The following is a 12,460-nucleotide window of genomic DNA, read 5'->3' as shown; positions in this document are numbered from 1 at the left end:
TGCGAACGAATGCCGCCTTACGCTGCTTCCGCCTCTCCTCTCGGTGAGGAAGTAGATTGATTCTGATCATCAGCCAAACCTCCGCATGGCCAGACCGCATGCCACTAGATACGCCGGCGCCTCTGCCCGCAACTGCTTCTCACGCACATTGGACGCCAACTGCATGCCCTTAAATGGGCTTACGACAGAAACAGAGATTTTGCTTCTTTCGCCGACCAGTTCAGCCAGGCCGGCAATATTGGCGCAACCGCCGGCGAGGAAAATCTGGTCGATATGGGTGTAGGGAGTAGAGGTGAAGAAGAACTGGATTGCGCGGGTGACTTCGAGGGCCGCATTTTCGAGGAAAGGCTGAAGCAGTTCCTGGTGATATCCATCAGGCAGCTCGCCGGTTCGCTTCTTGGCTTCCGCATCTTCGAAGGATAGTCCGTATGCCCTTACGATATCCTGGGTGAGTTGATTGCCACCGAAGGGCTGTTCGCGCTCGTAGATCGCCTGCCCGTCAAGCAGCATCGATACATGCGTGACCTGGGCACCGATTTGGAACAGGCCAACAATCTGGCCTTGTCCGGCTTTAGGCAACTGTGCGGTGATTCTGTCGATGGCGGTGCGGGCGGCATAGGATTCGATATCCATGACCGTCGGCCGCAATCCCGCAGCCTCGGCGACCGCTACGCGATCCTCGACCTTTTCCTTGCGCGCCGCAGCCAATAGCACTTCAACATCTTCCGGCGAATTCTGTGCCGGACCGATCACATCGAAATCCAGGCTGACTTCATCCAAAGCGAACGGAATATACTGGTTGGCCTCGCTCTCGACCTGCACTTCGAGTTCATCTTCAGACAGACCGCCTGGAAGAATGATTTTTTTGGTAATTACCGCTGCAGGTGGAAGCCCCAGCGCGACCAGCTTGGCCCGCGTGCCGCTTTTCTTCCATACGCGGCGGACCGCTTCGGAAACCTGTTCGATGTTCTCTATATTTCCATCGACAACCGCGCCACGCGGCAGCGGCTCTGCGGCAAATCGTTCCAGGCGAAATTCGCTTTTCCCTACTTCCGATAATTCGACAAGTTTCACCCCGGACGTACTGATATCCAGACCGACCAGAGGCGGATTCTTTTGCCCAACTAAAAAGCCTAGATCAAGAGCCAAGGGTTACTCCCCCAAAAATGTGGTTTATTGCGTGAACGCACCACTTATTTACTTGTCGAATGGACTGAAAAATTGCCCGGATTGGAAAAAGTCGTTTAAAAACCAGTATTTAGGTGACATATATCCATAGTTACATTAAATCGTAGCAATAAGATTCAGATGGTGTAAAGCAATTTCCACGAAGTAATTTGTAACTGCGTTGCCAAAATCCCACGGCGGCGCGGGGATTTATTTGATTAATTGCAACATCGCAATGCCCAGTCACGCGCCGTTATAATGCGTTGAACCCCTCCCTCTTACTTACTTCCTAAAGCATGGCCTCTCAAAAATCCGCTGGCGGGTCCACCAAAAAAGTCTCTTCCCGTCCTTATTCCAGGCTTACCCGCGTCATGCTTTATACAGTGGGGGGTATATTCAGCCTGGGCGTGATCGGCATATTGTTGTTAGGCTTCACCTTGGCCATGGCATACCCGAATCTGCCGGCCCTGGATTCTCTGACGGATTACCGACCGAAAATCCCGTTGCGTATTTTTTCGGCGGATAACGTCCTGATCGGCGAATTCGGCGAGGAACGACGGAACCTGGTGCGCATCAAGGATGTGCCGGACGTAATGAAGAAAGCGGTTCTGGCAATCGAAGACGACCGCTTTTATGACCATGGCGGCGTGGATTATCTGGGTATCGTGCGCGCGGCTCTGCATAATCTCACCAACAGCTCGAAGCAAGGCGCATCCACGATCACCCAGCAGGTAGCACGAAATTTTTTCCTGTCGAGCGAACAAACCTTCAAACGGAAAATTTACGAAATTCTGCTGGCGTGGAAAATCGAGCAAAACCTGTCAAAAGACCAGATCTTCGAGGTTTATCTCAACCAGATTTACCTCGGACAGCGGGCATACGGCTTCTCGTCCGCGGCACAGATCTACTTCGGGAAAAAACTCCAGGACATTACTGCCGCTGAAGCAGCCATGTTGGCAGGATTGCCGAAGGCGCCATCCGCCTACAATCCCGTCGCCAACCCGAAGCGTGCGAAAGCGCGCCAGCAATACATCCTTCAACGGATGTTCTACCTCGGCTACCTCAACGAAAGCGAATACGAGAAGGCACGCGACCAGGTGTTGAAGATCAAGACCGACAGCAGCGAATTCGGCGTGCATGCGGAGTACGTGGCAGAGATGACGCGTCAGTTGGTCTACGACCAGTTCAAGGAAGAGACCTATACCCGTGGGCTGAACGTTTACACCACCATCACCAAGGCTGATCAGGATGCGGCCTACCTTGCGCTGCGCCGCGGCGTCATGGACTATGAGAAGCGGCACGGCTATCGAGGTCCGGAAGGTTACATGGAAATTCCGGAAGCGAAGGAGGAAGCAGACAATGCCATCGAAGTGGAGCTTGCCGATCATCCCGACAGCGACGATTTGATCGCTGCGGTGGTGCTGGAGGCATCGCCGAAGAATGTGCGTGCCGTGCTGTCTTCCGGTGAAGAGATCACGATCACCGGGCCGGGCCTTGGTTTCGCAGCCAATTTGTTGAGCGACAAGGCGCCGCCAAACCGCAAGGTAAAGCGCGGCGCCGTCATTCGCGTCACGCAGGAAAATAATGCCTGGGCAATCACGCAAATGCCGATTGTCGAATCCGCGTTCGTCGCGGCCAACACCGAAGACGGTTCCATTCGCGCTCTGGTAGGCGGCTTCGATTTCAATCGCAATAAATTCAACCATGTCACCCAGGCATGGCGGCAACCTGGTTCCTCGTTCAAACCTTTTATTTACTCCGCCTCGCTGGAGAAGGGCTTGTCGCCCGCGACCATGATCAACGATGCGCCGATCCGGTTCGATGCCGGACAGACCGGCGGGCAGGCATGGGAGCCGAAAAATTATGACGGCAAATATGATGGACCGATGTCGATGCGAAAGGGCCTGACCAAGTCCAAGAACATGGTGTCGATCCGTATCCTGCATAAAATCGGCGCAAAGTATGGCCAGGAATATGCCACCCGCTTCGGATTCGATGCAGAAAAGAATCCGGCTTACCTGACGCTGGCGCTCGGTGCCGGCGCAGTCACACCGCTGCAAATGGCGGGAGCGTATGCGGTATTCGCCAATGGAGGATACAAGGTCAATCCCTACATCATTTCCAAGGTGACCGATTCCGAAGGACGGGTGCTCTCGAAGGTCGATCCGGAGCGCGCCGGCAACGAAGCGCATCGCGTCATTGATGAACGCAATGCCTTCCTGATGGACAGCATGATGAGAGACGTCGTCAAATCCGGCACTGCCACCAAGGCCCTGGTATTGAAGCGTTCGGACATTGCCGGTAAAACCGGCACGACCAACGATTCCTTTGATGCCTGGTTCGCCGGCTACAGCCCGAAAATCGTCGGCGTGGCATGGATCGGCTTCGACCAACCGAAGAATCTCGGAAACAAGGAGACAGGCGGGGGCCTCGCATTACCGATCTGGATCAGCTACATGCAAAAAGCATTAAAAGATTCTCCGGTCGAGGAACGCCCTGTTCCGGAAGGCGTGATACAGGTTGCGGGCGACTATTATTACGCTGAAAATCCGCCTGGCGCAGGGGTCGGCAGCCTTGGAGTGGGCGAGCGCCCGAGCTCGGAGGAAGAAAAAGCAAGAGACGAAGTCAAGAACGAATTGTTCTGATCGATCCGATCGAAAAAAAGCCGAAGCCGATATCAGGCTTCGGCTTTTTTATGTGTGTTTTAGCCCTGATCGTTCATCACGATATTCGCATTTCCCTGTTCATTGATCATCGCCGCGAGCGACGCAAACAATTCCGTTCGATCGCGGGTATTGAGCCACCGCCCGCCTTCATGGCGGTAATGAAAACCGCCCGATTTCGCGGCAACCCAGAGTTCCTTCATCGGCGCCTGACTGTTGACGATGATCTTCGAACCGGTGTCGATAAACTCGATCTCCAAAACATTTCCGCTGCGACTGCATTCCACATCCAGTTCACCGCTGTCCGACGCAGTCTCGAGGGTGGTTTCAATTCTTGCCAGTGCGGCTTCCGCCAACGCCAGGAATTCAGATTCAGTCATGCTACACTCCGCTCAGTTTTATCCAACCATGATTCTAAACGTGAAGTCCTTATCTGATTTCCAGCGCCTTGCGTTGCTGACAGTGATGGTGGCGTCGACGGCCGTTCTTGGCGCTTGCGGGCAAAAAGGTCCCTTGTTCCTTCCGGCCAAACCACAACCTGCCGCATCCTCCGAAAAACCAGCGCAAACCGCGCCGGCGCAGAATCCTGCACCAGCCTCCAAGTAACTCGATCACCATGTCACATTTCACATATAAAGACGGCGCACTGTTCGCCGAGAACGTTGCCCTGCGTGACATCGCCCAGCAGTTCGGCACGCCTGCCTACGTCTACTCAAAGGCCGCATTCACCGACAATTTTTCGGCATATGCCAATGCCTGCGCGGAAAACCGGCGCGGCGACGCGGGCGCGCTGGTGTGCTATTCGGTCAAGTCCAACTCCAATCTTGCGGTATTGAATTTGCTGAGCCGACTCGGGTCCGGGTTCGACATCGTTTCCGGCGGCGAACTGCAGCGAGTGATTGCAGCCGGCGGCGATCCGCGCAAAGTGATCTTCTCCGGGGTTGGGAAGTCGGCGGAAGAAATGCGCCTCGCATTGGCGCATGACATCCTCTGTTTCAATGTGGAATCGGTGGGAGAACTGCACCGTTTGAATGATGTCGCCGGCGATGTCGGCAAGCAGGCGCCCGTTTCACTGCGCGTCAATCCGAATGTTGATGCGAAAACCCACCCTTACATCTCCACAGGGCTGAAGGAAAACAAGTTTGGCATCGACTTCGATGAGGCGATGGCAGCTTACCAGCTCGCCGCTTCGCTGCCCCATCTCAAGGTGGTGGGCATCGATTGCCATATCGGCTCGCAATTATTGGATGACGCTCCGTTACTGGAAGCGCTCGACAAGGTGATCGAATTAATCGACCGCCTGGCGGCAGAAGGTATCCATCTTCATCATCTGGATATCGGCGGCGGCATCGGCATTACGTATGCGAATGAAAAGCCGGTGCCGATCGGCGACTATCTCGCAAGGTTGTTCCGCAAGGTCGATCAGTGGCGGGCAGCGAAGCACAACGGAGCGCCCATCCAGGTCATGTTTGAACCAGGTCGATCTATCGCAGGTAACGCCGGCATCCTGTTGACCGAGGTGCAGTACCTGAAACACGGCAGCACAAAAAATTTCGCCATCGTCGATGCCGCGATGAATGACCTGATGCGACCGGCGATGTACGAAGCATGGCATGGCGTGCAACCGGTATTGCAACGTACCGGAAGCACCAAAATCTATGATGTCGTCGGGCCGGTCTGCGAATCCGGCGATTGGCTGGCAAGGCAACGCGAACTGGCGATTGAACAAGGCGATCTGCTGGCGATCATGTCGGCCGGTGCATACGGCATGACGATGGCATCCAACTACAATACCCGTGGTCGTGCGGTTGAAGTAATGGTGGACGGAGACCGCGTGCATCTGATCCGCCGCAGGGAAGCGGCAACCGAGTTGTATGCACTGGAATCCGTTCTGCCATAAAGGCAGCCTCTGGGAACCAGGCCGTCAACGCTTGCATGGTTACATCCTCTGCGATGAGCCATGCAATTCCAAAATCAATGTTCACTTCAGCCAGCAAACTACTCTAGGCGGTGTGTCGCCCCTTGATCGGGTGGGCTTTCGCCGGCTGCAACTTCCAATACAACCGCATTCCCAGCAGCAACGCGATCACAGCGCCGAATAAAATCGGTTCCGCAAAGTCGCTTTTGCCTGCTTTCATCCACCAGAAGTGAAGGATGGTGAGCGGCGCGATGACATAGATTGTCCGGTGCAGCCACAGCCAGCGCCTGCCGCCCAGGCGCTTGACCATACCGTTCGTACTCGTCAGCGCCAGTGGAATCAGCAATACGAACGCAACGAAGCCGACGGTGATGAACGGCCGCTTCAACACATCCTTGAGCATCTCGGCTACATCGAAGAAATGGTCGAACCAGAGAAACGTCGTGAAATGCAGCACTGCATGGAAGAATGTGAACAAGCCCGCCATCCTGCGCAGCCTGAGCAGCCAGTTCCAATTCAACAGACGGCGCAATGGTGTGAGAGCCAGCGTAATGCACAGAAAATACAGCGTCCAGTCACCCGTGTTGCGGGTGATGAATTCAATCGGATTGGCGCCGAGCCGGTCCGTAAATGCGAACACCAGGAGACGCACGAACGGCAAAAGGGCTGCCACGAAAAACAGCCCTTTGATTGCTTTCAGTTGCCGTGGTGTTGGATTGAACATGGTCAAATTCCGCGTCGTTACAGCGTCGACCGGCGATTAAAAGAACTTCTTCAGGTCCATGCCGGTATAGAGCGAAGCCACATCGCTATACCCGTTGAACATGAGCGTCTTTCGCTTTTTGGTCAAAAAACCGTCCTCGCCGATGCGGCGCTCTGTCGCCTGAGACCAACGTGGGTGATCGACAAGCGGATTGACGTTGGAATAGAACCCGTACTCCTGGGGTGCGGAGATATGCCATGCCGTTTTCGGCTCGTCCCGCGTGAAGCGGATCCTGACGATCGATTTCGCGGATTTGAATCCGTATTTCCAAGGCAGAACGATGCGCACCGGCGCACCATTCTGATTCGGCAGTACCTCACCATACATCCCCAGCACCAGCATCGCGAGTGGATGATTCGCTTCATCCAGCCGCAAACCTTCGACATAGGGCCATTCGAGAACCGGGCTGCGCAGCCCGGGCATCTGCGTTTTGTCGGCCAGCGAGATGAACTCCCCGTAATTTGCATTGCCGGTCGGTTCGACTTTCCTGATCAGTTCGGAAAGCGAATAACCGATCCATGGAATGACCATCGACCATCCTTCGACGCAACGCAAGCGGTAAACACGCTCTTCGAGGGGCGCAAGCTTCAGCAACGCATCGATATCCAGCGTCATCGGCTTCTTCACCTCGCCATCGATTGCCACCGTCCAGGGGCGTGTCTTCAGCGAACCGGCATACTGCGCAGGATCCGCTTTATCAGTCCCGAATTCGTAAAAATTGTTGTAGCTTGCCGCATCCTTGTACGAAGTGGTTTTTTCCATCACCACGTACCCCGGATTCGTTTTTGCAGCCAGCTTTTGCGCACCGGATTGTGCAAACGCGTTACGCGCCGCCATCTGCGCAAGTGCACCGCCTGCAATCGATCCCACCGCCAACTGCCTGATGAATGTCCGTCGCGACTCGAATATCTCGCGCGGCGTGATTTCGGAAGCAAAAGGAATATCGATACCGTTGGGGCCGGGTTTGATCAACATGCGCGCTCCTGTCTATTTCATCCAGCCTTGGTCGGTGTGCCAGCAATATCCTTACAAACTTTGACGCACCAAATGACTAGAGCTGTCCATATGAATGCAATCCCGACAGGAACATATTGACGCCCAGGAAAGCAAAGGTCGTCACCAGCAGGCCAACCAACGCCCACCATGCGGCCACCTGGCCGCGCAACCCCTTCATCAATCGCATATGCAGCCACGCGGCGTAGTTCAGCCAGACGATCAGCGCCCAGGTTTCCTTCGGATCCCATGACCAGTAGCCACCCCAGGCTTCGGCAGCCCAGAGCGCACCGAGAATGGTCGCGATGGTGAAAAACGCGAATCCGACCGCAATCGCCTTGTACATCACATCATCCAGCACCTCCAATGGCGGCAGGCGATCGACGAGCAAGCCTTTCGACTTCAGCAGGTAAGCGATGGCGACCATTGCCGCCAGCGCAAACGTGCCGTAACCAATGAAATTGGCGGGCACGTGTATCTTCATCCACCAGCTTTGCAAGGCGGGAACCAGGGGCTGGATTTCCGCTGCCCCGCGGCTGACGGTGTACCACAGCAGGAAGCCGACGGCCGCGGAAACGATCAGCATGACGAAAGGCCCGAGCTGCCGGGTTGCATAATGCTGTTCGTAGTACAGGTAGAACAGCGCGGTGATGAGACAGAAAAGAATGAATACTTCATACAGGTTGGAAATGGGAATGTGCCCGACATCAACGCCAACCAGGTATGACTCATACCAGCGCACCAGCATGCCGGTGAAACCAAGCACGACGGCCGCCCAGCAGAGCTTGCTGCCGATTGAGCCGCCAAAGTCCGACCTGGCGATCAATCCACCCCAGTAGAACAATGTGGACAGGAAGAACAGCGTGCTCATCCACAGGATTGCCGACTGGCTCGAAAGAAGATATTTGAGGAAGAATTTCGTATTCGCGGCTTCGAGCGACCCGCCGTATGTCGCTATTCCCGCCAGAGCCAATACGGCAATGATGGCCATCAACGGGCGTATCGGCTTCCAGTACCACCCCAGCCAAGCAAAGGTCGGTGCGGTCAGGATCAGGATTGCCTTCTCATAGCCGTCCATATAAGCGCCGAACCGGCTCAGCGCGAACAACGCGCCCGCGACCAACGCCAGTCCATAGAGCCAATCGATCGGCGTGAGCCGCTTAAAGAAACCCGGGGGTGGGGCGTAGGTTTGTGCTTGTGTCATTTCCATCATTTTCTCCATCTCTTTCCCGCATCCGATGCGGCGAATTCTTGCATATTCACGCGGCCTGCGTGAGACGGGCCTTCAGTGTGTCGAATTCCTTTTCGAAATCCAGTGTCTTGCGTTGCGAACTCATTGCCATCAGTGCGTGTGATTGGCCATCGGCATCGGACTTCACCCAGATCCAAAGGCGTCGTTCACGGATGTAGAACATCGAAAACACGCCGAGCGTCAACAACAGGCAGCCCAGGTAAACCACCTTTTTGCCCGGGGAACGCGTCACTTGAAACACCGACGCCTTGACCTCTTCGAACTCCTTGAGCTGGAGGTACACCGGTGCGCCGTAAAAGAATGCATCGGAAAGGGCATTGGTCGATAACTGAAGAAAGCGTGCCTGCTTTTCATCGGCGGCGGCAGGCTTCAGTCCGTCTTTCTCACGTGCCACCTGCCATAGTTCCCATAAGCTGCCGTTCAGGATCTTCATGAAGATATCTGCGGCCTTTTCCTGTTCCTGAGGCGGGATTTTTTCAAGGAACTGCGACACGGCCAGGTATCCGCCCATGCCTTCCTCGCCGGCAAAGATCGACAGTCCCTTGAGGGCCGACTGCTCCAGTTGCTCGCGCAGATTGTCTACCGAATCACGCGTGCTTGGCATGGTGCGCTGCGCATAGCGCTTTGCCGCTTGCGTCCTGAGTGCCGGATCGGAAAGCGCCGCCCGCAAACGCATCCACTCTTCCACGGTATCGTTATCGTCGGCCGGAATGCGCAAATACCGGAATGGTTCGTTCGGCGAATTACGCACGCCGGTCAGGAACATGTAATCACCTTCCACTTGCACCGGCTGCATGTAGTTGTGATATTCCCTGGCCTGGCCGGTCTTGTCGCGAATCTTGTATTGCACGCTGGGACCGACGTTCTTCAAATCCTTGTTATTTGCATTTTTTGCCGCGGATCCGAGTTGCTTGTCGAGGCCCGCAGTGAATTTTTCGTTGAACGTTTTCTTGGTATCAACGGCACGCACATCCTGCCCGGTCTGCGCCATGTTTTCAATATTGAACATCCGGAAACCGGACCATTCGACGGTGTATTCCGCGTCTGCATTTTTAGAAAGCGGCGTAGTGCTGCCAACCTCACCGGCAATTGCGAACATGTCATCCTGCTGGCCTGCCATTGGATAACCTGCCAGCTTCAGCTTGCTTCCGCCATCTTCAAAGCTCGACTGGTAGACAGCAATCCCTTTGTAAATCAAGGGCTCGTTGACCTTGATCGTCGCCGGGAAGGTATGGCCGGTCTGGTTGTCGCGAACAACCACTTCGCTGGCAAAGAGCTTCGGCATACCGGTGGAGTAATGCTCGATGATGAACTTGTTCAGTTTGATGGAGAACGGTAACTCCTGGATCAGGACACCGCTTTGCTGGGGGATGATGGCCGTGGAGCTGGCACTTCCTTCCGGAATCAATGTATTGCCACGGAATGTCGGATTTCCCAGGCCCAAGCGATGCTGTGCCGGAATATCGGCAATGATGCCGTTGCCGTTGAACGGGGTTTTGTCATACACCCATTTTTGAAAACGGATTGGCAGGTCTGAGTCCAGCAGGCCGCCGATGCAGATGATCACGATCGCACTATGCGCAAATATGTAACCCCATTTGTTGGCCGCCCCTTGCTTGGCGGCGATCAGGCTGGCGTTTTCCTTTTCGACCAGCTTCACCTTGTAACCGTTGGCGGCGACCTGGCCGGCAAGGCGTTGCGCGAATGCCGCTCTTGCGGCCTGGGATGTCCATTCAGCCTTATGGTGAAAATTGCGTAGCGACTGTTCCCGCACATTGTCGCGCCAGCTACGCATATCGTTGAGCATCTTGGGCGTATTGCGGATGAGGCACAGTGATGTGGACAACACCAGGAACGCCATGATCAGCAGGAACCACCACGCGGAATACACGGCATACAGGCCGAGCTTCTCGAACACATCAAACCAGAATGGACCGAACTGGTTGACGTAGTTCGGCATTGGTTCGTTCTGCTTCAGAACAGTGCCGATCACGGATGCAATCGAAATCAATGAAAGCAAGCTGATCGCAAAGCGCATCGACGATAGCAATTCGACGGCATCCGCCAGCCAGCGCCGGTTGGTTTTGAGATGCAGCCCAGATGTACTTGTAGTCATATTCTCATCAAAAGAAAAAGGGGCGGCCTTGGCCACCCCCTCAATCCATCATTTTTCTTATTTTGCTTATTTACTTCAGGCCAGCGATGTAATCCGAAACCGCCTTGATTTCATCATCCGACATCCGCTTGGCGATGGTCGTCATCTGCTGGCTGTTATTACGTGCGCCGGAACGGAAGTTCACCAATTGTGCCGCCGTGTATTCCTGATGCTGGCCGCCAAGACGGGCGAACTGGGCGGGAATGCCGGCGCCATTCGGCGCATGGCAGCCTGCGCAGGCAGGAACATTCTTTTCCGCGATGCCGGCACGGTAAATTTGCTTGCCGATGTCGATCGTTTCCTTGCTCTTCGCCGCGCCGGGCTTCTGCACTTGCGTCACGAGATAGGCGGAGAGATTGCGCATATCCTCGTCGGTCAAGGCCTTGGAAATGGGCGTCATGATCGGATTATTGCGCTGGGGTGTTCTGAAGTCAGCAAGTTGCTTGAACAGATAAGCCTCATGCTGGCCGGCAAGCTTTGGATTCTGCACGATCGTCGAATTGCCGGCAGCGCCATGGCAAGAGACGCAGGCAACGAGATTACGGGTGGCATCGCCCTTGGTGTAAAGGGCCTCGCCTTTGGCAGGATCTGCCTTGGGGGCCTTTTTCTCTTCTGCTGCATGAGCGATGGACGAAAGCGCCAGCATCGCGACCAACACGGATTTTACTAATGGTAAAAACGCACGATTCATTCAAACACCCTGAGACTTGATATTAAAATTCTGGCCTGTTGCCGGAGATCGTCTTGTGCGGCTTCGCTTTTGCGGCGCAACATACATAACCTCTTATTGTACAATAGCTTCTCGGCATTTTGCCTCCCGCGCTGTATTTTCTCCTATCTATGTCCCTACTTTGGCAAGCCCGTTTCTTCACCACGGTGAACCACCTGCGCGACTTGCCAAGTACGCAAGTGCCTGAAGTGGCGTTCGCCGGCCGTTCAAATGCCGGCAAATCCACAGCAATCAACATCCTCTGCAATCAAAAAAAGCTGGCGTTTGCATCGAAAACTCCTGGCCGGACACAGCATATTAATTATTTTTCGATCGGCGGCGCACATGTCGGCATGCACAGGAAAGACGAAACCCGGGTAGATGAAATCCGTGGCTTGCTTGTGGACCTGCCGGGATACGGATATGCGGAAGTGCCGGGCGCGGCCAAGAATCACTGGAATCAATTGCTGGGAAACTATGTGCAACAACGAGCCCAGTTGAGCGCCTTGGTGCTCATCATGGACTCGCGCCGTCCTTTCACCGCACTGGATATTCAGATGCTGGAGTGGTTCGCGCCGACCGGCAAACCGATCCATTGTCTGTTGACGAAGTCCGACAAGCTTAGCCGCAATGAAGCGACCAACGCATTGCGGCTTGCGAGGACGGTATTGAGCAGCTATGTTGATGCGCAGGGCCAGCCTTTTCCATTTACCGCACAACTTTTTTCGGCGTTGAAACGGGTTGGTTTGGAGGAAGCGGACCGTCGAATCCTGGAACTGCTGTCCTTGAACGGCGATACGGAAAGCGTGCCGCCGACAGATGCAGATTGAATCGCAGTAT

At 54.9% G+C, this 12,460-nt stretch carries 11 protein-coding genes; 4 read left to right on the top strand and 7 right to left on the bottom strand.

Annotation, left to right across the window (positions count from 1 at the left end):
• Window positions 1-69: 69 nt before the first annotated feature.
• Complete coding sequence (locus tag V7080_RS16580; RefSeq protein WP_334189499.1) at window positions 70-1,149, bottom strand: pilus assembly protein PilM; 1,080 nt, start codon at window positions 1,147-1,149, stop codon at window positions 70-72.
• Between the two features lie 314 nt (window positions 1,150-1,463).
• On the opposite strand from V7080_RS16580, the gene V7080_RS16575 reads away from it, so the two are divergent.
• On the top strand, window positions 1,464-3,812 hold the full coding sequence (locus tag V7080_RS16575) for a penicillin-binding protein 1A (RefSeq protein WP_334189498.1): 2,349 nt from the start codon (window positions 1,464-1,466) through the stop codon (window positions 3,810-3,812).
• Window positions 3,813-3,871: 59 nt separating this feature from the next.
• Here V7080_RS16575 and cyaY read toward each other — a convergent pair whose 3' ends face one another.
• Window positions 3,872-4,210 (bottom strand): iron donor protein CyaY, encoded by a 339-nt coding sequence (gene cyaY, locus V7080_RS16570; RefSeq protein WP_334189497.1) that lies wholly within the window; start codon window positions 4,208-4,210, stop codon window positions 3,872-3,874.
• Here cyaY and lptM point away from each other — a divergent pair.
• Together lptM and lysA are read left to right on the top strand one after the other, a co-directional pair.
• Window positions 4,209-4,436 (top strand): LPS translocon maturation chaperone LptM, encoded by a 228-nt coding sequence (gene lptM / locus V7080_RS16565; protein ID WP_334189496.1) that lies wholly within the window; start codon window positions 4,209-4,211, stop codon window positions 4,434-4,436. The two genes, cyaY and lptM, sit on opposite strands and share 2 nt — an antisense overlap.
• 10 nt (window positions 4,437-4,446) lie before the next feature.
• A complete protein-coding gene (gene lysA, locus V7080_RS16560) occupies window positions 4,447-5,730 on the top strand; it encodes a diaminopimelate decarboxylase (protein ID WP_334189495.1) in 1,284 nt (427 codons plus the stop codon).
• Window positions 5,731-5,833: 103 nt separating this feature from the next.
• Here lysA and V7080_RS16555 read toward each other — a convergent pair whose 3' ends face one another.
• From V7080_RS16555 to V7080_RS16535, 5 genes are all read right to left on the bottom strand, one after another.
• Window positions 5,834-6,472 carry a sulfite oxidase heme-binding subunit YedZ gene (locus tag V7080_RS16555; RefSeq protein ID WP_334189494.1) on the bottom strand — a complete coding sequence of 213 codons (639 nt, stop codon included), beginning with the start codon at window positions 6,470-6,472 and terminating at the stop codon, window positions 5,834-5,836.
• A gap of 36 nt (window positions 6,473-6,508) precedes the next feature.
• The gene (msrP, locus tag V7080_RS16550) at window positions 6,509-7,486 is read right to left on the bottom strand and encodes a protein-methionine-sulfoxide reductase catalytic subunit MsrP (RefSeq protein WP_334189493.1); all 978 of its coding nucleotides are present in this window, start codon (window positions 7,484-7,486) and stop codon (window positions 6,509-6,511) included.
• Window positions 7,487-7,562: 76 nt separating this feature from the next.
• A complete protein-coding gene (gene ccsB / locus V7080_RS16545) occupies window positions 7,563-8,714 on the bottom strand; it encodes a c-type cytochrome biogenesis protein CcsB (protein ID WP_334189492.1) in 1,152 nt (383 codons plus the stop codon).
• A 49-nt stretch (window positions 8,715-8,763) separates the two neighbouring features.
• Window positions 8,764-10,872 carry a cytochrome c biogenesis protein ResB gene (locus V7080_RS16540; RefSeq protein ID WP_334189491.1) on the bottom strand — a complete coding sequence of 703 codons (2,109 nt, stop codon included), beginning with the start codon at window positions 10,870-10,872 and terminating at the stop codon, window positions 8,764-8,766.
• Between the two features lie 70 nt (window positions 10,873-10,942).
• A complete protein-coding gene (locus tag V7080_RS16535) occupies window positions 10,943-11,602 on the bottom strand; it encodes a c-type cytochrome (RefSeq protein ID WP_334189490.1) in 660 nt (219 codons plus the stop codon).
• A 149-nt stretch (window positions 11,603-11,751) separates the two neighbouring features.
• Between V7080_RS16535 and yihA the strand changes: the two genes are divergently transcribed.
• The gene (gene yihA, locus V7080_RS16530) at window positions 11,752-12,450 is read left to right on the top strand and encodes a ribosome biogenesis GTP-binding protein YihA/YsxC (RefSeq protein WP_334189500.1); all 699 of its coding nucleotides are present in this window, start codon (window positions 11,752-11,754) and stop codon (window positions 12,448-12,450) included.
• The last annotated feature ends 10 nt before the right edge of the window (window positions 12,451-12,460 follow it).

The organism is Noviherbaspirillum sp. (assembly GCF_036846085.1).
GTDB lineage: Bacteria > Pseudomonadota > Gammaproteobacteria > Burkholderiales > Burkholderiaceae_D > Noviherbaspirillum.
This window is presented reverse-complemented; position numbering and strand designations above follow the sequence as displayed.

Bases quoted from the DNA above. Each gene is read 5' to 3' on its own strand.
- V7080_RS16575 (WP_334189498.1), top strand. From the start codon at position 1,464: ATGGCCTCTCAAAAATCCGCTGGCGGGTCCACCAAAAAAGTCTCTTCC.
- lptM (WP_334189496.1), top strand. From the start codon at position 4,209: ATGCTACACTCCGCTCAGTTTTATCCAACCATGATTCTAAACGTGAAG.
- cyaY (WP_334189497.1), bottom strand. From the start codon at position 4,210: ATGACTGAATCTGAATTCCTGGCGTTGGCGGAAGCCGCACTGGCAAGA.
- lysA (WP_334189495.1), top strand. From the start codon at position 4,447: ATGTCACATTTCACATATAAAGACGGCGCACTGTTCGCCGAGAACGTT.
- V7080_RS16555 (WP_334189494.1), bottom strand. From the start codon at position 6,472: ATGTTCAATCCAACACCACGGCAACTGAAAGCAATCAAAGGGCTGTTT.
- msrP (WP_334189493.1), bottom strand. From the start codon at position 7,486: ATGTTGATCAAACCCGGCCCCAACGGTATCGATATTCCTTTTGCTTCC.
- ccsB (WP_334189492.1), bottom strand. From the start codon at position 8,714: ATGGAAATGACACAAGCACAAACCTACGCCCCACCCCCGGGTTTCTTT.
- V7080_RS16540 (WP_334189491.1), bottom strand. From the start codon at position 10,872: ATGACTACAAGTACATCTGGGCTGCATCTCAAAACCAACCGGCGCTGG.
- V7080_RS16535 (WP_334189490.1), bottom strand. From the start codon at position 11,602: ATGAATCGTGCGTTTTTACCATTAGTAAAATCCGTGTTGGTCGCGATG.
- yihA (WP_334189500.1), top strand. From the start codon at position 11,752: ATGTCCCTACTTTGGCAAGCCCGTTTCTTCACCACGGTGAACCACCTG.